The sequence below is a fragment of the Ventrimonas faecis genome, from assembly GCF_040096075.1.
GTDB lineage: Bacteria > Bacillota > Clostridia > Lachnospirales > Lachnospiraceae > Brotaphodocola > Brotaphodocola faecis.
Genome location: NZ_JBBMFJ010000008.1, coordinates 21,378 through 44,434, shown reverse-complemented (window position 1 = coordinate 44,434; position 23,057 = coordinate 21,378). Strand labels below are relative to the sequence as shown.

The following is a 23,057-nucleotide window of genomic DNA, read 5'->3' as shown; positions in this document are numbered from 1 at the left end:
TGTATGAAGAAGAACAGGAAGATATTTCATATCAGACGCCAGACCGCGTCCGCCATGGCGGTAGTGCTGGCCGTATTATCACCGGGGGTGTTTCCGGCAGGTCTGGCTATGGCTGAGAGCGCGGGAACGTTTGCGCCGACTGCCGGGAGCGGGTATGTCCGGGCAACGGAGAGTGATGCAGGAACGGTTTCACGCGATTTGGAAGAGCCGGAGGTGGAAGATTCAGAGACAGAAGAACCGGGAGATGAAATAGAACTGGAATCCGATCTGGATTCGGATCAGAAAGAAGAATTCGGTGCAGGCACGGCGGAGTATGTCCGGGCCACGGATTCCGATGCGGATCTGGAGAATATGGACCTCGCCACCGCTTCGGACGCGCGTCAGACGGACCTGGCCACACCGTCCGATCTGGCGCTGTTTGCGGCGGAGCTTCCGGTAACCGGAGATCTGTGGACGGACTGGAACGGCAACGTGAATTTTCCGGGAGAAGGAACCCGGGAAGCTCCATACCAGATTGAAACACTGTCTCACCTGATGGGACTTTCCGAGTCGGTGGCAGCCGGAAATGATTATAAGGACTGTTATTTTGAACTGACGCAGAGCCTGGATCTGGGCGGTATCTCCATAAATCTTGGGAACTGGAATCCCATTGGCTGGTATCGTGACCGCTCAGAATCTGGCGGCAATGTGGCAACACCGTTTCGCGGACATTTCAACGGCTGCGGAAATGCCATAACCGGCTTGAAAATCATTGGAGAATTGACGGGGCTGACCAATCTGGGACTGTTTGGAGAGATCGATGGCGGCAGTGTGGAAAATCTGGAAATCCATGCGGATCAGATCAGCGGCGCGGACCGGGCAGGAATTCTGGCCGGTACTGCAAAAAATGGCACAGTGATCCGGAATGTTACGGTATCCGGGTATGTGTATTCAAATCAGGATGCAGGTGGGATTGCGGCAGTGCTTTGCGGAAGCGGAAAGGGAACGGCAGCCGGAACTCAGATTCAGGAGTCGGATGGTTCCGTCATCGTGGAGAACTGCCGGGCAGAGGGAATTACCATGAACGGTGCCGGAACCGATGGCGCAGTGGGCGGTATTGCCGGAAAGGCAGAAAAAGCCTATTTGGTTGATAATGTGGTCATTACCCAGAATGGAACTTCTGACCGGATTCATGGAAAAGGCTATATCGGAGGCATTGCCGGTATTATGAACCAGAGCGGTATCTACAATTCCTATGTAAATGGAACCATCGGCGGTAATGGAAGTCGCGCGGTGGGCGGCATCGTCGGAAAATATGAGAGTGGAAACCTGATTCTGGCCCGCATGGCGGGTGTGATTTCCAGGACAAATAACGGCAGCGCTTCCCGGGAAGGCACCTTTGTGGGAACCCGCGAGAGCAGTGCCCGCTTTACCTATGGAATCGAGCGCGACAGCCGCGTTTCGTACCTCTTTACCAACACCTTAGCCAAGGCAAAGCAGGTGTTTGGAAGCACCATCGACGGCGACAACCGTTTTACGGAGGATGCCCACATCGGGTACTGGTCCGACCTGGAGCGCAAGTACAAAACGGTGTCAGGCCAGATTGAGTACGACTGCGGGGAGCGGTTCTTTTATGAAGAGCTGGAGGACGGAGTCCGCTACATTGTCACTCAGAAGCTGGGGCGGGAATTTACCATGGAAGGTTATAAAAAGGATCTGCCTTTTGCCATGGACCATTTTGCGCCGGGCTTTATGGGCGAACCCACAAGAGGATATCTGGTGTACATTCCGCGTATTGACGCGAGAAATGCCAACGGAACCTACGATACCGATGTGGCAGCGCTGACAGCCATTTCATCCACGGGAAGCTCTTATTACCGGGATGTGGACAAGGATCATCCATCGGCCATCAGGGCGGGAGCGGTGGTTACCGTGGCGACCGCACCGAAAAACACAGCCGAAGACCGCTACCAGATGATTGTGGATACCGGCGAGGCAGGCGGGGTAAAACCGCCCACCTATCTGGACAAGGATGGAAATGAGCAGCCGATGCAGTATGTGAGCGGCGGGGCGTATTCCTTCATCATGCCGGAGTGCGATACGAAGCTGAACGCGGAGTATGTCAAGGTGACCACGAAGCTGGAGACAGATCCGGCTCAGACACGCATTTCGGTGGTGCAGACCCGGAGCGGCGACCGCAAGCATCCGCAGATTGTCACGGAGGTGAAGAACGAAGCCGGAATCCTGATTGCCCGCTACGTGGATGGAAAACAGGATCACAGCGTGGAGGTGCAGCCGGTGCTGATCCATGTGGAGCACAATGGAAATGGCCAGACCATAGACCGGACCGTGCGCTGGCTGGTGGATGACACGGACCTTTTGGAGAATCGTTCCGAGACCGGTTATACCATGAAAGACGCGTCTGTTCTGCCTAACATGAACTCCGCGTTTATCGCCAATATCATAAACCGGGAAGTGCAGGCCCAGGCGGCAAACCAGTACCGGGAGAAGATTCAGGATACGGTCTATACCCGGTACGGCGTGGTGTCGGCAGTGACGAACCCGGAAACTTCGGTGAACCATCAGGCGCTTTACGCAAACTGCCGCGTGGCGGTGGATTTCCAGATTGTGGATCTGACTACGGTGCGTGTGGAGACCTTAAGCCTGAATCAGACAGAGGTGCTGTTTACGATTACAAGAAAGCTGACCGGAAGCTGTTATCAGCCGACGGAAACGTTATCGGTTACCGGTCCGGTGGTGCTGACAGCCGCGCTGAACCCGGAGCATCCCTTTTATGAACAGGTAAGCTGGAAGGATGCGGAAAGCGGAAAAAATCTCCGGCTGGAACCCTCTGGTGCCAATCAGCAGAACTGTAAGATTACGCCGGTGTGGGACCCGGCGGGAGAAACAAATCCGGCTTGGATCCAGAACCTGATCCATCGTGACCGCGCCCTGAAACAGGAAAAACCACTGGAAAAAGTCAGCGGAAGCGGGGAAAAGACCGAACTGGTCACAGCAGTCAGTGAAGACCAGACCCATGGCCATATTCAGGCGCAGTGCCGTGTGCGGATTGCTTTTGCCACGGTGGATGAGACGGTGCCGAAATTCAGCACGGGCGGTTCCGGAGGCGGCGGTTCCTCGAAAGGCTCCGGCGGAGGCGGAGGAGGTGGCGGCTCCACCGGCATTACATCCGGCGGGGTGACAAAAGCAGCGGGCCCGTCACTGCCGTCCTATGTGGTGACAGGTACCTGGGTGCAGAACGCGGCAGGGCAGTGGATGTTTGCGGACCAGGCGCGGACCTACGCAAAGGAGTGGGCGGCAGTCCACAATCCCTATGCCAGTGCCGAGAACGGACAGAGTGCTTACGACTGGTTCCGGTTTGACGAGGCAGGCTTTCTCATGACTGGCTGGTACCAGGATGAGGAAGGAAACCGTTATTACCTGAATCCGGCATCTGACGGAACCCAGGGGCGCATGCTGACCGGCTGGAACTGGATTGACGGGCAGTGCCTGTACTTTGAAGAAGAATCCAATGGAAGCCGTGGCGCGCTGAGACGCAATGCGGTTTTAGCAGATGGAAAACAGACCAATGAGAACGGCGCGTGGATCGTGAACGGAGTGGTACAGCGCCAGGAGATGAACAGGTAAAGGAGAAGTATGGGGCGAACGAAAAGATCCGTAAAACGTGCGGCAGCATTTTTGATGGCGGTGCTTCTGATCAGTGGAAAACTGCTTCCGGTGATACCACTGCTTCCGTGGAAAGCGGAAGCGGCCCGGCAGGGGGATACCATGACTGCTTATGGGCCTGATTTCCATCATTACTGCATTGACGGAGCCGGAGCAAACCGGGCGCTGATTGACGGGGATGAATATACGTATATTCTCCCGTCGGAGACACTGAGCCGGGAAGAAACCGCGCTGGTGTTCTGGGGTATGCTGACGCTGCAGGCCAGCTTTGGCAATGTGCCGCAGGTCAATGCCGTGATCCGGAATATCAATGAGGGCGCAGCCGCGCAGGGTGTACCCGCAATCTCAAATCTGGTTACGGAAGCAGATTTAAAGCTGCTGATTCATTCGTCTGCCGTGCGCGGAAAATATTCCTGGCTGAGTGCGGTGCTGGCACAGGAAGAGACTTATCTGCGCCTGGCCGGTCTTCTGGGTGGAACAGGCGGAGACAGTGGAATGGGGATTCCAGCCGCTTTGCAGGGGCATACGCAGGCGGGAAATCCTGCGGCATTCACCCCGGCGCAGGACAGCGGGCGTCCGGGCGAGTATGTGCTTACGTTTGATCCGTCCGGGGCGGACGCGGAGTTTATCCGCAGCGTTCCCCTGAAATTTTCTTCTACCGGAGCCGAGGGTTCGTTTACCCCGCAGCTGCCAGCTGGCTGGGTCTGCCAGAAAACCGATTCGCAGATCCGCCTTACCAGCACGGGCGGGAGCGGCAGCCTGTATCTGATGTTTGATGTCCGTGGCACACGGTACGCATCCGGCGGAGGAACTTTCTCTTCCCCGGAAGAGGTGTACGAGCAGTGCCTACAGATCTGGCGCTGCAGCCGCTGCGCCGGTACCCACCGGCAGATGTACAACGGCGCCGCGCCGCTGGCGGCCCATCAGCGTCTGGCCTTTGTGGAAGTCAGCGCGCCGGAGCTTTGTTATTATGCCGGAGTGGGAGGAGGGCAGGTAACGCCGGAAGAGGGCGGCGTGGCTTTTCAGATTTACCGCCATGAGGAAGACTGGACCTCCACTTACAACGTCCGTCTGAGAAAGTATGACCATGAGACAGGGAAAGCGCTGGAGAACGCAGTTTTTTCCCTGTATGAAAGATTCGACGACAAAGACCAGATCCATACGGACCGGGACGGCGCCGCCCATCTTTATGCCGGCGGCGCGCCATACAAAAGCTATCACAAAGACAGTCCGGTTTTGTGGGAGGATTTCCGCTTTGTATCTGCCATGATGACGGACGGCGCGGGAGAAGCTACAAAAACGGTAGAACACGGCTATCATTATGACAAGACCTTTTGTGACGGACACCCGGCTCCGGTATTCGTGCCGGTGCCGGAGGAAGAGGAGGATGAGGAAACCGGAGAGATTGAAAACCAGGCTGAGATTGACGCGGCAAAGGAAGAGAACCGCCGCCTGGGTTCTCTGTGGCTCAATACCTTTGCTTCCTGCGCCGCCTGGGCATCCGGAAATTTTTCCGGTGTTCATTTTCACTGGCTTATGCCGGAAGTAGATCAGGGTGAGATTGGCCGGATTGCATCTTCCGGCGGGGAGGAAGGCGAGACCCCATCGGCAGGCACCACTGTTTCGGCGGCGGGCCCCCGCTCCTTTGCGGATTCCGGCTGCGAGGCAGACACAGGAGAAACCTATGACCGTTTCATTGCGCTGAAATACAGCTATGCGATCACGGAGGATACAGCCCGGGAAGGCTATACACTCCACGGAAACCACAGGGATGACTTGCCCATCGAAGTCATTACCACAGACGCCTCTGAGAACGGAGCCAACGCTTTCTTTGCCGAAATCTACAGCCATGAGATCCGGGTAAATGACGGGGCAGTGGCCGAATCCGCGCGGATGGTACGAGATGTGCGCGCGCAGGCAGAAGAAGGCTGGATGGCCGTGGAACTTGAACATGCGGGATCAGAGGCCATGGAGCCAGAAGCTCCACGGCACAGAAAAGAGCGGAAGTCCTTCTGGCAGAAGGTCTTTCCGGTGTTTTTTCTGGAAGAGACCGGGGAAGAACCATTGCTGGATGACCGAAAACCGTCAAATGCCGGGGAGACGGCTGCTGCGGGAGCAACAGTGTCAAATGCCGGGGAGACGGCTGCTGCGGGAGCAACAGCGTCAAATGTCGGGCCGGATGCTGCCGCAGTAAAAAGAGCGGCCTCTGTTTCAGTGTCAGTGGCCTCTGCCTCAGACGTAAGCGGCCTGCGGACTGCAAAAACAGAGGATGAGGAATCAGAAGCAGATATGGACGCCGCAGATGAGGATCTGGCAACTGCCCCGGCACAGTGGATTCTGAAGCTGCAGTTTCCATCGCGCGCGGCGGCCGCGTCCAGATCCGCAATGCCTGTCCGCGAGGCAGCACGCGCCAGTGGAAGCGGCGGAACCCTCTTTCCGGATGCCTATAACCGCGGACTGAATATGGCCAGCAGCGGAAAAACGGTTCCGCCCAGTCCGTCCGGCCAGTACAGCCATTGCAATGGCCGGGATGGTGAGGATGACTGGTGGCGGATCTATGACCACCGGACAGAGGGCGAGATCCATATCAACAAGCGCGACCTGGATCTGAAGGCCGGTGAGAACGGCACCTATGATTCCTATGGAGATACCCAGGGAGATGCGGTGCTGGAGGGCGCGGTGTATGGCCTGTTTGCGGCAAAAGATCTGGTACACCCGGACGGAAAGACCGGGGTGGTGTACCGGAAAAATGATCTGGTTGCCGTGGCATCCACCGATAAAAATGGGGATGGCTCGTTTCTGGCCTGCACGGAAGCACCGGGCAGGACGTATCACTATGAAGCCGGGAAGATTGAAAACCGGCCGGGGGACTGGAACCAGACGGCGCCATCCAATCTGTATAACAGAAGCCAGAGCTTTGACGATTATACGGAGGATGGTCGCTATACAAGAGATTATCCGGATTACGAGACGGCCAACGGAAACTGCTGGATCGGCCGGCCGCTTCTGATGGGAGATTACTATGTAAAGGAACTGAGCCGGTCCGAGGGTTATGAGCTTTCCATTGGAAACCGGAAACACCCGTGGACCAATGCCGGGCAGGATCCGGAGATTTTGGCGGCAGAGACAGCCAGGACGGGTTACGCCGTTGTGACAAAGGGACTGTACGCGGAGCAGCAGGTGCAGTCCGGCGCAAGCGGCGCGTATGGAGATCCCACGTTTCGGGAACTGTTCTTTCAGGTGAACAGTGAAAAAAGCGGAGGCTTTGACCTGGTGTTTTCCGGAATTCCGGCGGGAAGCCGCCTGTATCGCCTGGACACCACGGTGAAAACAGAGTCTGCTCCCATTGGAACCGGACGCTTTACGGAATCCGTGGAGACCGACGCATGGGGAAATCCCGTTTATGTCACGACAGAGTATGAGGGGCAGTATCCAAAATACGATGCAGAAGGGAATCTGCTTACGCGAAACCGTCCGGTAAACCGGACCGTGACGGATGTGCCACGCGCAGAAGAGGTGGAGCTGGACACAGCGCGGTGTGAAGAACTGCTTTTGCGGGCAGAGCAGGGAATGGATGAAGAGGCTGTTCTTACAAAGTTAAGAAAACCGTTTGCGCGGGACGATCTGGAATTTGTCAAATACAAGCTGGAGCTGATTTTGCGGGCCCATGGGAAAGGAACGCCAAAGCAGGACCAGGAGTCCGGCTCCCGCTACACAACGCTGGACCGCCCGGTTTACGATACCGGTTACCAGAGCGGAGCCCAGATTTGTTTTGGCGCGCCGGTTGTCACGCTGCAGGTCCCGCGGACTCAGGAAAACGGGGATGCGGTAACGGCAGGAGAACTGCTGGCAGCGGTGCTGGAGTATTACCAGGAACATGCTTATCTGTCCTATGGCGGCGTGGACTGCGTGGAGGAAACAGAGGATGTGTTTGAAGTGTCCGTCTACGCAGGACGCAGCGGAAATCCAGAGTGCTTTTATGTTCCGGAGGCAGAGGGGCGGAGCGCAGCCTTTTATCTGCGCGTACCGGTGACACCGGAATCCGGCTCTCCACGCTATACTTATGCTGTTTACACCGGGGAGGATGAAGCAGGCAGCTTCGGTACCTTTGCTCCCCTTACGACCGGTCGGGATGAGGAGAAAACTGTTACATGGCCGAAGGGGGAGAAGCAGGAAGAAGAGGAAGCTGCCACATGGTCAGACCGGATGTCTGCGGTTCTGGTACCGGACGCGCAGGCAGAGCCGGATGGCAGCCTGGTGACCCGCTGCATTGCTGAAACGGTCTATTATGAACCCGGGGAAATCCCGTTTGATGCCTCTGGAAACCGGATCCCGAAACTTCTTTATATAGAAGAAACGGTCATGGGGGAGACGCAGAAGCATTATGGAAGCTGGACAGAGCTTGATTCCAAGACAGATGAGATGGTCTGGCACGCTGAGAGCAGTTACACGGATGTTTACGGGCAGACACACTGGGATGATACGCTGCAGCAGTATACATTTAAGCTGGTGCTTCCGGGACCGGAACAGACCGTACTGACAGAGGAGGATATGCCGTATCTTGCCGGAAGCTGGGCGCCAGGCGATACCATGGGAACGGCCGCTTATTATGAGCGCGTAAAACGGGCGGGAGTCCGGGCTTATCTGGATCAGGCGGCAGGGATTGGCGGGGAAAACAGCTTTGTGAAGCAGATCAGTCTGGTATATCCCGGGCAGAGCGCGGTTTGGCAGGACGGAGATGGACGACCGGGAAGCGGTACTTCGGCAGAGCCTCTGGCGCTGGAAGAGCGCGGCATCCGCCAGCGGATCCGGGTCAGCAAAACCATAGAAAAGACCTCCTACCGCAATACCAGCTCTTACGCGGATACGCACAAGGACTGGTGGACAAACCGCTATGATCAGGCAGAAGCTGTGGACAATTTTCGTTTTAAGGTGTATCTGAAATCCAATCTGCAGAATCTGTTCCGGGATGAAAATGGAACAGTAATCTGGCAGGACCGAAGGGGCAACGAGCGCACCTTTGCGGAGCAGGAGCGGGCCAATGCCCTGTTTCCGGAAAAGGTAAACCGGATCTATACCCGGGTGCGCCACCGCACAGACCCGTTATACAAAGATTCTCTGGATGCGGCAGTGTTTCATGAAAAGCTGTATGCTTACCGGAACGGGCAGATTCAGCAGCAGGCGTCTCCGGGGTATACGGCACTTCTGGAAACTACGGAGGCTCTGGTGGAGGACGGGGAAGAAACCCGCACCGTGAAACGCCTGAACTACGAAAAATTTTTTGACGCCATAGAGACCGCAAATCATGATAAGTGGGATGAGGCAGCTCCAACCTGGACCAGCTGGCGCCCGGTAGGAAACGCGGTGAACCGAAGTGAAGCAACCATCTGGAATACCGGCGCGTCCGACCGCGTGCGCCAGTTTGCCATCACCTGGTATCTGGATGATGAGATCGCGAAGCTGACAGAAACGTCCGGGCTCCAGGAAGAGCGGACTCAAATGCAGACAGAACAATCCGGGACGCAGGCGACAGCACTTTCCGGGCACGTGGCAAAACAGGGCAGTACATCATTTTCGGATGAGATTCTGGACCAGGGACTGAAAAATGCCATTCAAAAAGCACAAAACTACCTGAAACCGTTTTTCGCCTATGATCTGGACGGGCTTTACGCCATTGCCTGGGATGAGGAAGCGGGCGGTGGGGCAGACCGGGACCGGACCACGCTGTCTGTGGATATCCCGAATCAGGCCGGGGGAGCAGAAGCGGCCACGGAATATTATGGCATATCGGCCATGCTTCCCTACGGAAGCTATGTGGTTGTGGAGCAGCAGCCAAAGTATGCCAGTCTGGAAGATTTTAAGAACCGTCATTACGAGACCGACAAACCAAAAGAGATCGAACTGCCTGCGGTGTATGCCAGTGAAGCAGGGGCGCAGGCATCTCCCGGAATGTTAGATCCGTTTTACTGCTACAAAGCGTCTGACACGGCAGCAGAACTGGAAAAGCGGTACCAGATCCGTTTCCTGGAAGAATCCCATGTGATCCGGGCGCACAGTGACCGCGGAGATTTTGAGATTTACAAATATGGAATGGAGACAGACCGGATCCGGAATGGAGCGGTGGAACATCCGGGGGCGGGAGATTATATTTCCCAGACCCAGTCCGAGTACCGTCCGCGGCAGAATTACTATAACGCGCAGGATGACCGTACAGCAGGGACCGTGCCGTATTATCTGAGCGAGGGGCAAAACGGGCGGGAGGCTGTCTCGAAGGTGTACCGCTACAGTTCCGTATCGGAGCAGGCGCGGACCGCGGACGATGTGTGGTATCCAGGCGGCAGCAGTACGGAGGACAACGTCCCCGGCATCTGGTACCGGGACGGCGTGGCAGCCATGCAGGGTTCGCAGACGGCTTACGATGGCCGTTATGCTCCTATGTTGGTGCCGTATTCTGTGGTGAGGGAGCCGGAAAGCGGCCCGGACAGTCTTGACTATGCCAATGTCCGTTTCCGCAACCGGCTTTACACCGCAAGACTCCGCCTGGAAAAGCTGGATTCGGATACCCATGAGAACATCCTGCATGACGGAGCCGTGTTCCGCATTTACGCAGCAAAGCGGGATGATACAAAGGACGGAGAAGGACGGGTTCTCTTTTATGAAGAAGATACGCAGATTATTGGCTCAGAGGAATTTCTGACAGCCATGGGAGCGGCGGATATCCGTCCAGTACTCTGGGGCCGGAATTTGTGGAGTCATCTGATCGAAGTGCCGGAAAACACAAACCGGAGTGCCGCAGGTGCCAGGGGGATCATAGATGGACTGGAAACCACAGAACTCTGTACCGGAGTTGTTCCGGCGGGAACTCCGGTGTGTGAGGAGTCGGAGCAGATTCTTCTGGGCGACCGGTTTGGCCTGCAGACCGGAGTCATGAAAGCATTTGTGACCGTGCGGGACGGACTGGTAAGCCGTCCAGGAAGCAATTCAGAAAATGCTGGCGGAGGCAGTCTGGAAACCGGTTCTGAGAATGTGCCGGGCGGTGGGATGGAGTACCAGTTGCAGACGGTTGGCTATCTGAATACTCCGCAGCCGCTTTCTGCGGGAACGTATGTCCTGTGCGAGACCAGGCCGCCGGTGGGGTATGCCCGCTCAAAGCCGGTGGCGCTGGAACTTTATTCAGACCAGGTGGCGTATTATCAGAAGGGAACACCGGACAGCCGGGTTCTTGCAGCCATTTACGAGGATCCGGCAGATGCGCAGACCACCTACAAAACCAAGCCGCAGGATGAGATTCATACGGCACGGATCTATCTGGAAAACGAACCCATCCGCCTGCAGGTGAAAAAGCTGGCAGCGCAGGCGGAATCCGGGGCGCAAAACGCCGCTTCACCGTATGCGTCCGGAGCAACGATGACGCTCTTTGACGCCATTTCCCTGACGCCGTCCGGAGATTCCCAGGACTTCACCTATGAAGGACTGGTGATCGAACGAAACGATGCCGGCCATATCGACCGCATGTATGTGAAAAAAGGATACGGGGGAGAGAAAACGGAATTTCTTCCGGAGCGGGATGACGAAGGCCGCCTGTATACGGCACCTTGGCCCGCTGGTGTGGATCGATATGGGGAGATGATTTACACAGAAGGAAATGTCTGGAATTCCGTTACCGTCATGCGTCCGGATACGGATATCCTGTACTACGACCTGAGTGATCTGGTGTTGGAAATTACACCGGAGACGGATGGAAAAGACGGGCGTTATCAGGCTTTTGCCTGGAAGGGTGCTCTGAAATTTCTGGAATTCGACGGCGGGGACCTGACAAAACTTGCATACGACGCCAAAGACAAGGTGCTGACTGTGGACGCCGGGACCCATGTGTATCATCTGGGCCGGGACGGCGCGCGGGATGCTCTGGTAGATCCGTATACAGGCATGGCATATGTCGTGCGGGATTTTGACGGAACCAATGGAAGCTGGGACCAGATTCGTGGCCGGGATGGAACCGGAGCAGGGAAAAAGCAGGTGCTTGTGTGGCCGGTCAATATCCGCCGGGACAGCTACGGCAATATTCTTGCCCGCGATAAGATTACGACATTCCGCGCGGCGCTTGCCGGAGCCGGAGAGGAGGCTTATCTGACCGGAAGCTGGAAGTCACAAGCGGGGGAGGAAAGCCACAGGGAATCCACACTTTCCCGGAATGCGCAGGGACGGAATCTGAATGAGGAGGCCCTTCTGGATGACAATAACGGAAGCTTTGAAAAGAGCATGGATCCGGTATATGACCGGCACGGCCTGGTGGCCTATTATCAGCAGAGCCGGGAAGCTTATGATAAGGCAGCAGAGCTCTATGACCGGAACGGAGATTTTGTGCGGTCGCAGCATTCGGACAATCTGGAGGCGTATAATCATGCCGCTTATGCCGTGCAGGAGCACAATGCGCAGATCGATGAAAACCAGGCACTTCTCCATCGGAACGGAGAAGCTTATGTGATGGAAAACACCTGGACTACATCGGAACAGTACCCCAATGACCCCTTTACTTCAGTTATGACAGAGGGCGGCGGTGAGATTCTGGAGCGGGTTGCCGCCGGAACCTACATTATGGAAGAGCTTGAGGCACCAGAAGGGTTTGCAAAGGCACTTCCTGTAGGAATTGCTGTGGAAGAGACGGCCAAAATCCAGACTGTGGCCATGGTCGATGAGCCGACCAGAACAGAATTTTCTAAAATTGATGGATGTTCAGACCCGTCTGGAGATGCTGCAGGCAGCCTGACCACAGCGGGGGAAAACTCAGCGTTTAATTGTGGATATGTAAAAGGCGCAGTGCTTGGATTGTGGAAAACAGAAGGTGGCTTTGCGGGACTGCGTGGGCGGAAAATGCAAAAAGAGCAGGACGCTGCAGAACGCCGGCAGGAAGAACCTGCTGAGTGTATTGCAGAATGGACTACAGAGGAAACCCCGCACGGGATTACGCAGCTTCCGGTTGGAAGCTATCTCTGGAAAGAGATTCAGGTCCCTTCCGGTTTCGTTTCCCACGATCCGGTACCGGTCACGGTAACCGACCGGCCGGAACTGCAGAAATTTGAGATGAAGGAAGACCACACCCGGGTAGAGGTGGAGAAATACTGCCTGGAAAATGGGAAAGATAGCGCGGATGGAGAAGTGCCAGTGGCAGGAGTCGGTTTTACGCTGTATCCGGCAAAGCTGGACGCGTCGGGAGCAGTCTGCCGGGATGAAAACGGACATCCACTTTATGTGGAAGACTTACCTGTGGCGCACTGGACAACCGATGACGGCACCACATACCAGGAATTCCCTGCCGCTTTTGAAGCCATGTATCTGGAACATGGCGCAAAGCCGGGAAGCAGCGTTGCCTGGAATGATGGAGCGGATCTGTACCGGGCAGTGTATGAGTCGGAATGGCAGAAAGAGCTTCTGCACCCACAGGATCCGAAGCAGACGGTCTATACATACCGGGCAGAGGGTGGAGCCCGCATCCGCGTCGGGGTGACGAAGGAGCAGGATCCGCTGGCAGATCATCTCTTCCGTTTTGAGTATCAGTTTGAGTGGCAGCAGCTTCCGAAGGTAAATGCGTATGCCTGCACGTACCTGACGCTGGAAAACCGCCAGCGGTTTGACTACCTGCCGGCCGGTGCCAGCTATGTGCTGGTGGAAACGGAAGTACCGCCTGGGTTTGCCCGTGCGAAAGCGGTTCTGGTTACGGTGAAGGATACTGGAGAAGTCCAGCTGTACCGGGTGGAAAATGAGGAAGGAACGCTTCTTATCTCCAAAGTTTATGAAAATGGAAGTAAAGAACTGGCCGGTGCCAGACTGGCACTCTACCGGGCCGACGAGGAAGGAGGGCTGACCCGAAGCAGCCGTTATCTCTTTGACTCCTGGATGAGCGGCAGTGATGGCCACTATACAGAGCTGGATGCCATCAACCGCAGGATTCCCCAGGGCTATGCAGAGGGAGATTTAAAGCCGCACCGGATCCGGCGTCTGCCGGATGGAATCTACTGGCTGGCAGAGCAGGAAAGTCCGGCCTATTACACAACGTTTGAGCCGGTACAGATCGTTTATGAGTGGCAGCCGGAGATCCGGATCCTGCGTGTGAATGACCGGCCGGTGACAGGAAAGCTGATACTGAAAAAGACGGATTCTGCGGGAAGTCCATTGGATGGCGCTGTGTTTGAACTGGCAGCATATTCGGAAGCGGAGCAGAACCGGTGCACAGGGATGTCATACGGGAAAGCTCCGGGAGGGCCGGACATGGCGCAGCCTGTTTTTTTAGTGCGGCTCACGGCACCTGCGGAAAAAACAGATCTTCCGGTGGGAGAGGTGCTGGAAAACGGAGCCATCTGTCCATTCTGGTATGAACTGCGGGAGATTGAGGCACCGTCTGGTTACGAACGGAACCCGGAGGTGTTTTGCTGGCAGTTTGCGCCGGATACCGGTGTGGTATCATATCCGTGGAACGGGCAGGCGCAGTATCAGATTACCGTGACAGACCGAAAAACCCCGGAGCCGGAACCGCCCGGCCCGGATACTCCCGAACCGGAGCCGGATACGCCAAAACCAAAGCCGCCGGAACCGCAAAAACCAGAAGAAACACCCGGTGATTCCGGACACGAAAATCCCAAAACCCCGGAGCCGGAAATTCAGCCGGTGCTCCGCATTGGAAAAATTCTTGCCTGGTATCAGCCTTCTTCGCCGGACGGCACGGGCTGGCTGTATCTGGGGCCGGACGGACACTGGCGGATGCGTCTTCCGAAGATGGGAGATATACGGCAGACTCGGCTTTTTGCAGGACTGTTCATCTTGGCGGCAGCAGGTCTGGGGCTGGCCGGAACTGGCACAAAATGTTGTGGTGGTTTCAGGGGCCGGCGCAGAAAAAAGAAATGGAAAAAATAAGAAAATCAAAGGGCGAAAAGGTTTGGCAGTCCTTTTCGCCCTTTGATTTTGGGAATGGTAGGTATACAAAATAAAAGAAAATGTTTTAGGGGGGCCGGGCAGTTTCGGGCTGCCCGGTATGAGTATGAAAAAGCTTTGTAATTTCAAGTTTGCACTTGAAACAAAGGTTCCATTACCCTTTCGGATAATGTACTTAAAGTATAAAAAAGAATTGTGACTAAACTGTGTCGCCATCATAAAAAAAATATAAACATAATAAAAAATAAAAAAACCCTTTCAAAAACCTCCTGGATTGTATATAATAAGAGAGATTAGAACGAAAAATGCGCTTTCTGCGCATATTCATGAATAGAAGTGGGAAACCAGGTAACTGAGAAGGTATAAATCAGTTACGAAACGAGAAACATCAGGAGGAAATTTATGTTAGTATCCAACGATATCGGAATCGACTTAGGTACGGCGAGCATTTTGGTGTATATCAAAGGCAAAGGCGTTGTGCTCAAAGAGCCTTCCGTAGTAGCAATTGACCGTGACTCCAACAAAATCATGGCCATCGGCGAGGAAGCGCGTCTGATGATCGGAAGAACCCCGGGTAATATCATCGCGGTAAGACCGCTACGTCAGGGCGTTATTTCCGATTATACCGTTACCGAGAAGATGTTAAAATATTTCATCAACAAAGCAGTCGGCAAGAGAACCCTGCGCAAGCCGCGTATCGCAGTCTGCATCCCGAGCGGCGCTACCGAGGTCGAGAAGAAGGCAGTAGAGGACGCTACGTATCAGGCAGGTGCGCGGGAGGTCTCCATCATTGAGGAGCCGGTAGCAGCAGCCATCGGTGCAGGAATTGATATCTCTAAGGCATGCGGAAACATGATCGTAGATATCGGTGGAGGTACTGCGGATATCGCAGTCATCTCCCTGGGCGGAACCGTAGTAAGCACCTCCATCAAGATCGCAGGTGATGACTTCGATGAAGCTTTAGTCCGCTACATGAGAAAGAAACACAACCTGCTCATCGGTGAGAGAACCGCAGAGGAGATCAAGATCAACATCGGTACCGCATACCGCAGACCGGAAGTACTGACTATGGAAGTACGCGGCCGTAACCTGGTAACCGGACTTCCGAAGACCATCGTGGTTACTTCCGAGGAGACTCTGGAGGCACTGCGCGAGCCAGCTATGCAGATCGTAGATGCCGTTCACAACGTTCTGGAGAGAACGCCTCCGGAACTGGCAGCAGATATCTTCGACCGCGGCATCGTGATGACCGGCGGTGGTTCCCTGTTAAACGGTCTTGACCAGCTGATCGAGGAAAAAACCGGTATTACCACCATGGTAGCGGAAGATCCGCTGACTGCAGTGGCCATCGGAACCGGTAAGTTCATCGAGTTCCAGCACGGAGACAAAAAAGAGCAGGAATTCAACTAAGACAGACGGTTTGGAAAATAGAAATAGAAGGGGTCTCGTGTCCATCGCGGACGCGGGGCCTTTCTTTTCGCAGGAGATACAAAACATGGCAACAGTAAGTGGATACGTGGAGAAAATCAAATATCGCAATGAGGAGAATGGCTACTCCATCCTGAACGTCAGCGCGGATGGCCTGGATTATGTGCTGGTGGGAACCTTTCCCTATATCAGTGAGGGAGACTTTATTGAGGCCACCGGACGTGATGTGGAGCATCCTGTTTACGGCGACCAGATCCAGGTGGAATCCTACGAGCTGAAAGCACCGGAGGATACGGCCTCCATGGAGCGCTATCTGGGCTCCGGCGCCATCCGCGGCGTGGGAACCGCGCTGGCAGCGCGCATCGTGCGCCGGTTCAAGGCAGATACCTTTCGCATCATCGAGGAAGAGCCGGAGCGCCTGGCTGAGGTGAAAGGCATCAGCGAGAAAATGGCACGGGCCATCTCCGAGCAGATGGAATCCAAAAAAGAGATGCGTCAGGCCATGATGTTTCTGCAGGATTACGGCATTTCCATGAGTCTGGCTTTAAAAATCTACAACGAGTACGGTCCCCGCATGTATGGCATCATCAAGGAAAATCCGTACCGGCTGGCCGATGACATTCAGGGCGTGGGATTTAAGATGGCCGATGAGATTGCCCAGAAGGCAGGCATTTTCACGGATTCCGATTTCCGCATCCGCAGCGGTATTTACTACACACTGCTGCAGTCTGTGGCAAACGGGCATACTTATCTGCCTCAGGAGGAGCTGCTGGCATCGGCTTCCGAGCTTTTGCATGTGGATCCGTCTGTGATGGAAAAGCATCTGACGGATCTGCAGATGGAAAAGAAGATCGTGGTGAAGGTGAATGAGGAGAAGGTGCCGGAGTCAGAAGCAGACCGGTCATCTGGAATTTCTGAAACCGCAGTGTCTGAGTCGGCTCCGGCATTGCAGGAGACAGACCCGGAATGGATGCAGTACATGGGAAATGGCGCATCTGAGACTGCCGGCAGCGCTCCGGTCTCTCGCCACGTCTACGCCTCCCAGTACTATTACACCGAACTCAACACTGCCCGCATGCTCCACGACTTAAATTTGCGCGGTTCCGAGCCGGAAGCGGAAATCCGCAAAAAACTGGAGAAGATCTGTGAGGAAGAGAAGATTGAGCCGGATGAGCTGCAGATCCGCGCAGTCATTGAGGCGGTCAACAGCGGCCTTCTCATCATCACTGGAGGACCGGGTACCGGTAAGACAACGACCATCAACACCATCATCCGCTATTTTGAACAGGAAGAGATGGAGATTCTTCTGGCGGCGCCCACCGGCCGCGCGGCCAAGCGTATGACAGAAGCCACCGGCTACGAGGCCCGGACCATTCACCGGCTTCTGGAGCTGACGGGCGTTCCTTCTGATGATAAAGATACTTCCGGCATGCATTTTGAGCGCAACGAGGAAAATCCTCTGGATGCGGACGCCATCATCATTGATGAGATGTCCATGGTGGACATTTACCTGATGCACGCGCTTCTTCGTGCGGTGAATCCGGGTACCCGTCTGATTCTGGTGGGCGATACCAACCAGCTCCCAAGCGTAGGACCGGGCAATGTCCTGCGGGATCTGATCGCGTCCAAGGCATTTAATGTGGTGCAGCTGACCCGGATCTTCCGCCAGGCGGCGGAGAGCGATATTATCGTGAACGCCCATAAGATCAACGATGGCGAGCGGATCCCGCTGGGCAAGCGCAGCAAAGACTTCCTCTTTATCCGCCGGGAGCAGCCGGATGCCATCATCAGCGCCATGCTGACGCTGGTGCGGGAGAAGCTTCCAAACTATGTGCATGCGGATATGTTCGACATCCAGATCATGACGCCCATGCGAAAGGGCGCGCTCGGCGTGGAACGCCTGAACACGATTCTGCAGAGTTTCTTAAATCCCCAGGATCCATCCAAGCCGGAAAAAGAGGTGGGCGGAACCATCTACCGTGTCGGGGATAAGGTCATGCAGATCAAGAATAACTATCAGATTGAGTGGGAGACCCGCAACCGCTACGGCATTCCGATAGATTCCGGAGCCGGAGTGTTCAACGGAGATATCGGTATCATCCGTGAAATCAACACCTTTGCGGAAGAACTGACGGTAGAATTTGATGAGGGAAAGATGGTGGACTACAGCTTTAAACAGCTGGAAGAGCTGGAGCTGGCCTATGCCATCACCATTCACAAGTCCCAGGGAAGTGAGTATCCGGCTGTTGTCATTCCAGTTTACTCCGGTCCTCGCATGCTGATGACAAGAAACTTGATTTACACGGCGGTCACCCGTGCCCGTGCCTGCGTCTGTCTGGTAGGAATTCCGGAGATGCTGCAGGCCATGGTGGACAATGAGGTGGAACAGCGCCGCTACACCGGATTGAAGATCCGGATTCAGGAGGTTATGCGATCCGAACTGTAAGAAATCAGATAACAAATCAAACAGCAAATGCTGGAGCTGTATCTCCGGACGGGGTATCTGGTTTGGGGGTGCTGCGGGAATGCCTGGTCAGCCTGCTCTTTCCCCGACGATGCCCGGTATGCAGCCGGATTGTACTGCCGGAGGGTGCGCTCATCTGTCCGGATTGTGTGCCAAAGCTCCACTTTATTCGCCAGCCGTCCTGCAAAAAGTGCGGGGCGGAGCTGATCAGTGACCGGGCGGAATACTGCCCGGACTGTCAGCGGCGACAGCGCAGCTTTGAGTCCGGCGTGGCTTTAATCCGCTATGATACTGTGGCGCAGAAATCCATGGCAGCGGTCAAGTACAAAAACCGCCGGGAATATCTGGATTTTTATGCGGAGGCCATTGCGCGGCGGTACGGCTATTTCTTTAAGCACCGTAAAGACGCGGTGCTGGTGCCGGTGCCCGTCCATCCGGCAAGACTGCGGAGCCGTGGCTTTAACCAGGCCGGGGAGCTGGCAGTGCGCCTGGGGCAGCTGACCGGACTTTTGGTAAACGAGCGCCTGCTGGTTCGGACCAGAAAGACAGCACCGCAGAAAGAACTCGGCCCGGACGAACGCCTGCGGAACCTGCGCCATGCATTCGCAGTGGCAGCGGAATTTCGATGGGAACCGGCGCCGGGAAAACCAGACAGCCGGAATCTGCCGGGCCGGGCAGCGGGCACAGCCCCGGAACTTCCGCAGACAGTCATTCTTATAGATGACATCTACACTACCGGCAGCACCATAGAAGCCTGCACCAGGGTTTTAAAAGCAGCCGGAGTGCGTCAGGTTTATTTCGTTTCCATCTGTATCGGCGGTGGCCTATGACCAGGGAAAAAATCTGAAATGGAGACCGACGGAAACTGAAAAAATCGCAAGAAACATGGAAAAAATATGGGAAAATCCGGAAAAACCACGGAAACACGCGGATTTCCGGCAAAAAAATAAAGAAAAAGATTGACGCATGGACATCGTTATGCTATAGTGGTATGGCGAATGGAAGAGCTTAGGTCTTTTTTTTATGCTCAAAATTAGCCTACAGGCTGATCTGGCACAAAAGAGAGGCTGAAAAACAACGAAAAATCAAGTGGAGGTGGAAGTCGTGCGCACAAAGATTACACTGGCATGTACAGAATGTAAACAGCGGAACTACAACATGACGAAGGATAAAAAGACACATCCGGATCGCATGGAGACCAAAAAATATTGTAGATTCTGCAAAACTCATACTTTACACAAAGAAACCAAGTAAGGAGTGTGAAATATGGGAGAAACTACAGGCACTGAGAAGGCTCCGAAGAAGAGCTTTTTCAAGGGTTTAAAAGCTGAGTTCAACAAAATCGTATGGCCTGACCAGGAAACCGTTGGCAAGCAGACTGTTGCTGTTGTGGCGGTTACCGCTGCGCTGGGAATTATCATCGCAATCCTGGATTTCATTATCAAATGGGGCCTCAGCTTCATTATTTAATTAAGGCGAGGGTGATAAGATGTCAGAAGCAAAGTGGTATGTAGTTCATACCTATTCAGGCTACGAGAACAAAGTTAAAGTTGACATTGAGAAAACCATTGAGAACCGTAACCTTCAGGATCAGATCCTCGAAGTTTCTGTTCCGATGCTCGAAGTCGCAGAACTCAAGAACGGCGTGGAGAAGCTTGCGGACAAGAAAATGTTCCCGGGCTATGTACTCATCCATATGATCATGAACGATGATACCTGGTATGTAGTACGCAACACCCGCGGCGTAACCGGCTTTGTCGGACCGGGTTCCAAGCCTGTTCCGTTAAGCGATGAGGAGATGGAGAGCCTCGGATTCGGAAAGACAGAAGTCGCTCTGGATTATGCGGTTGGTGATACCATTGTGGTAACCGCCGGCGCATGGAAGGACACGATCGGTGCCGTTAAGTCTATCAATGAGAGTAAGCACACTCTTACGATCAATGTCGAAATGTTCGGCCGTGAAACACCGGTTGAACTCAATTTCACAGAAGTGAAACACATGTAACAACGAAAAAGGACCGGTGATGCCGGTTCGTGGGAGGGACACCCCCGACAATACCACATTATTAGGAGGTCATTATCATGGCAAAGAAAGTAACTGGTTACATCAAATTACAGATCCCGGCAGGCAAGGCTACCCCGGCTCCGCCAGTAGGTCCGGCACTGGGTCAGCACGGTGTTAATATCGTACAGTTCACCAAGGAGTTCAACGCAAGAACCGCAGATCAGGGCGATCTGATCATCCCGGTTGTTATTACCGTATACGCAGACAGAAGCTTCAGCTTCGTTACCAAGACTCCGCCGGCAGCTGTTCTGTTAAAGAAAGCCTGCAAGATCAAATCCGGTTCCGCAACCCCGAACAAGACCAAAGTTGCTACCATCTCTAAGGCAGATCTTCAGAAGATCGCTGAGACCAAGATGCCTGACTTAAACGCAGCAAGTCTGGAAGCAGCTATGAGCATGATTGCAGGTACTGCAAGAAGCATGGGTATCACTGTTGAGGAGTAATTCTTCATACAGGACTGAGATGAAACTTTAAATACGTGGGAGGGACATCCCCGACAATACCACTAGGAGGTTATTTTATTATGAAACATGGAAAGAGATACGTAGAAGCGGCTAAAGCAGTAGACCGCGCTACTCTTTATGATGCAGCAGACGCTATCGCACTTGTTAAGAAGACTGCTGTAGCTAAATTTGATGAAACCATTGAGGCTCATATCAGAACCGGTTGTGACGGACGTCACGCTGACCAGCAGATCCGTGGTGCAGTTGTTCTGCCGCACGGTACTGGTAAAGTTACCAGAATCCTTGTTTTCGCTAAGGGCGTAAAGGCTGACGAGGCTCAGGCTGCAGGCGCAGATTTCGTAGGCGCTGAGGAGCTGATCCCGAAGATCCAGAACGAAGGCTGGTTAGATTTCGATGTAGTTGTAGCTACCCCGGATATGATGGGTGTTGTTGGTCGTCTGGGTCGTGTACTTGGACCGAAGGGCTTAATGCCGAACCCGAAGGCTGGTACCGTAACCATGGACGTAACCAAAGCTATCAACGATATCAAAGCTGGTAAGATCGAGTACAGACTTGATAAAACCAACATCATCCACGTGCCAGTGGGTAAAGCTTCTTTCACTGAGGAGCAGTTAGCGGACAACTTCCAGACGCTTATGGATGCAATCAACAAAGCAAAACCGGCTACCTTAAAGGGTGCTTACATCAAGAGCGCAACCCTGACCTCTACCATGGGCCCGGGCGTTAAGCTGAACGTAGTTAAGCTGATGGCTTAATCAGATTTTGCAAAAAACTGATTGACAATCCCAATATAGTATGTTATCATACACAAGTATTGACTGCCGAAGACAGTAGGTGCCGTAAGGCGTAAGGTTACAGCCGCCTACCGAGGAACGTACAATTTGTATTAAACGACGAATTTGTAGAGCCCCTCTGTCTTGCACAGTGGGGCTTTTCCTTGCAGTCTCCAGTTATATAATAAAACAGGAGGAAGACATTCATGGCTAAAGTTGAGTTAAAACAGCCTATCGTAGCTGAGATCTCCGAGCTGTTAAACGGCGCTGCATCCGCAGTAGTAGTAGACTATCGTGGTCTTACTGTTGCTCAGGATACCGAGCTTCGTAAGCAGTTAAGAGAAGCTGGTGTTACTTACAAAGTATACAAGAACACCATGATCAAGCGTGCAGCTGAGGGTACTGATTTCGCAGCTCTGGATCCGGATTTAGAAGGACCGACCGCAATCGCAGTATCTAAGGACGACGCTACAGCTCCGGCAAGAATCCTGGCTGAGTTTGCTAAAAAGGCAGACAAGCTTGAGATCAAAGCTGGTGTTGTTGAAGGTACTTACTATGATCAGAAGGGTATGCAGGTTATCGCAACCATCCCGTCCAGAGAAGTACTTCTCGGAAAGTTACTGGGCAGCATCCAGTCTCCGATCACCAACTTCGCTCGTGTGCTTAATCAGATCGCTGAGAAGCAGGGCGCAGAGGCTTAATTATCTGAGCATGGTTCTGCGGCCAGCCGTATGAGCAGTCAGAAGTAAGCATTTCGATGTCATATCGAACAACAATTGATTTAGAATTATAATTATTTTAATGGAGGAAATTAAAATGGCAAAGTTAACCACTGCAGAGTTTATCGAAGCTATCAAAGAGTTATCCGTATTAGAGCTGAACGACCTGGTAAAGGCTTGTGAGGAAGAGTTCGGCGTATCCGCAGCAGCAGGCGTTGTAGTTGCAGCAGCAGCAGGCGCAGGCGAGGCAGCTGAGGAGAAGACTGAGTTCGACGTAGAGCTGACCGAGGTTGGCCCGAACAAGGTTAAAGTTATCAAGGTTGTACGTGAAGCTACCGGTCTTGGCCTGAAAGAGGCTAAGGACGTAGTTGACGGTGCTCCGAAGGTCCTGAAAGAGGGCGCTTCTAAGGAAGAGGCTGAGGACATCAAGGCTAAACTTGAGGCTGAGGGCGCAAAAGTTACCCTGAAGTAATTAAAACTCAACTAGAGCTTAAAACCCCGGGATCCGCAAGGATTTCCGGGGTTTTTCTGTTATACGAAAATATGCAA

12 protein-coding genes and 1 other annotated feature are annotated in these 23,057 nt (G+C 54.1%); all 12 genes read left to right on the top strand.

Translation table 11 applies throughout. The annotated features are described in order from the left end of the window. The first annotated feature begins 3 nt into the window (after positions 1 to 3). The 12 genes from WMO41_RS05555 to rplL all read left to right on the top strand — a co-directional run bounded on the left by WMO41_RS05555 (position 4) and on the right by rplL (position 22,980). The gene (locus WMO41_RS05555; RefSeq protein WP_349228901.1) at positions 4 to 3,627 is read left to right on the top strand and encodes a M26 family metallopeptidase; all 3,624 of its coding nucleotides are present in this window, start codon (positions 4 to 6) and stop codon (positions 3,625 to 3,627) included. Positions 3,628 to 3,636: 9 nt separating this feature from the next. Then, positions 3,637 to 14,577, top strand: a complete 10,941-nt coding sequence (locus WMO41_RS05550) for an MSCRAMM family protein (RefSeq protein ID WP_349228900.1) — start codon at positions 3,637 to 3,639, stop codon at positions 14,575 to 14,577. A 420-nt stretch (positions 14,578 to 14,997) separates the two neighbouring features. Further along, a complete protein-coding gene (locus tag WMO41_RS05545; RefSeq protein WP_118531252.1) occupies positions 14,998 to 16,005 on the top strand; it encodes a rod shape-determining protein in 1,008 nt (335 codons plus the stop codon). A gap of 85 nt (positions 16,006 to 16,090) precedes the next feature. Beyond that, on the top strand, positions 16,091 to 18,469 hold the full coding sequence (recD2, locus tag WMO41_RS05540) for an SF1B family DNA helicase RecD2 (protein ID WP_349228899.1): 2,379 nt from the start codon (positions 16,091 to 16,093) through the stop codon (positions 18,467 to 18,469). A gap of 68 nt (positions 18,470 to 18,537) precedes the next feature. Next, positions 18,538 to 19,317 carry a ComF family protein gene (locus WMO41_RS05535; RefSeq protein ID WP_349228898.1) on the top strand — a complete coding sequence of 260 codons (780 nt, stop codon included), beginning with the start codon at positions 18,538 to 18,540 and terminating at the stop codon, positions 19,315 to 19,317. A gap of 274 nt (positions 19,318 to 19,591) precedes the next feature. Next, a complete protein-coding gene (gene rpmG / locus WMO41_RS05530) occupies positions 19,592 to 19,741 on the top strand; it encodes a 50S ribosomal protein L33 (RefSeq protein ID WP_080552267.1) in 150 nt (49 codons plus the stop codon). 12 nt (positions 19,742 to 19,753) lie between these two features. Continuing rightward, a complete protein-coding gene (gene secE, locus WMO41_RS05525; RefSeq protein WP_118531256.1) occupies positions 19,754 to 19,957 on the top strand; it encodes a preprotein translocase subunit SecE in 204 nt (67 codons plus the stop codon). A 19-nt stretch (positions 19,958 to 19,976) separates the two neighbouring features. Continuing rightward, positions 19,977 to 20,492 carry a transcription termination/antitermination protein NusG gene (nusG, locus tag WMO41_RS05520; RefSeq protein WP_118531258.1) on the top strand — a complete coding sequence of 172 codons (516 nt, stop codon included), beginning with the start codon at positions 19,977 to 19,979 and terminating at the stop codon, positions 20,490 to 20,492. A gap of 77 nt (positions 20,493 to 20,569) precedes the next feature. Further along, positions 20,570 to 20,995 carry a 50S ribosomal protein L11 gene (gene rplK / locus WMO41_RS05515; protein ID WP_118531260.1) on the top strand — a complete coding sequence of 142 codons (426 nt, stop codon included), beginning with the start codon at positions 20,570 to 20,572 and terminating at the stop codon, positions 20,993 to 20,995. A gap of 80 nt (positions 20,996 to 21,075) precedes the next feature. Continuing rightward, positions 21,076 to 21,771, top strand: coding sequence for a 50S ribosomal protein L1 (gene rplA, locus WMO41_RS05510; protein ID WP_118531262.1), 696 nt, complete (start codon positions 21,076 to 21,078; stop codon positions 21,769 to 21,771). A 48-nt stretch (positions 21,772 to 21,819) separates the two neighbouring features. Then, positions 21,820 to 21,962, top strand: a sequence feature (ribosomal protein L10 leader region). A gap of 33 nt (positions 21,963 to 21,995) precedes the next feature. Continuing rightward, entirely contained in the window at positions 21,996 to 22,490 is a 495-nt protein-coding gene (rplJ, locus tag WMO41_RS05505; RefSeq protein ID WP_118531264.1) for a 50S ribosomal protein L10, read from the top strand. A gap of 115 nt (positions 22,491 to 22,605) precedes the next feature. After that, positions 22,606 to 22,980: a 50S ribosomal protein L7/L12 gene (gene rplL, locus WMO41_RS05500; protein ID WP_118531266.1), complete on the top strand. Its 375-nt coding sequence runs from the start codon at positions 22,606 to 22,608 to the stop codon at positions 22,978 to 22,980. Positions 22,981 to 23,057 lie beyond the last annotated feature (77 nt).

What these genes read in the sequence shown, in the direction of transcription:
- WMO41_RS05545 (WP_118531252.1), top strand. Translation starts at nt 14,998, where the DNA reads ATGTTAGTATCCAACGATATCGGAATCGACTTAGGTACGGCGAGCATT.
- WMO41_RS05550 (WP_349228900.1), top strand. Translation starts at nt 3,637, where the DNA reads ATGGGGCGAACGAAAAGATCCGTAAAACGTGCGGCAGCATTTTTGATG.
- recD2 (WP_349228899.1), top strand. Translation starts at nt 16,091, where the DNA reads ATGGCAACAGTAAGTGGATACGTGGAGAAAATCAAATATCGCAATGAG.
- secE (WP_118531256.1), top strand. Translation starts at nt 19,754, where the DNA reads ATGGGAGAAACTACAGGCACTGAGAAGGCTCCGAAGAAGAGCTTTTTC.
- WMO41_RS05555 (WP_349228901.1), top strand. Translation starts at nt 4, where the DNA reads ATGAAGAAGAACAGGAAGATATTTCATATCAGACGCCAGACCGCGTCC.
- rplJ (WP_118531264.1), top strand. Translation starts at nt 21,996, where the DNA reads ATGGCTAAAGTTGAGTTAAAACAGCCTATCGTAGCTGAGATCTCCGAG.
- rplL (WP_118531266.1), top strand. Translation starts at nt 22,606, where the DNA reads ATGGCAAAGTTAACCACTGCAGAGTTTATCGAAGCTATCAAAGAGTTA.
- nusG (WP_118531258.1), top strand. Translation starts at nt 19,977, where the DNA reads ATGTCAGAAGCAAAGTGGTATGTAGTTCATACCTATTCAGGCTACGAG.
- rplK (WP_118531260.1), top strand. Translation starts at nt 20,570, where the DNA reads ATGGCAAAGAAAGTAACTGGTTACATCAAATTACAGATCCCGGCAGGC.
- rplA (WP_118531262.1), top strand. Translation starts at nt 21,076, where the DNA reads ATGAAACATGGAAAGAGATACGTAGAAGCGGCTAAAGCAGTAGACCGC.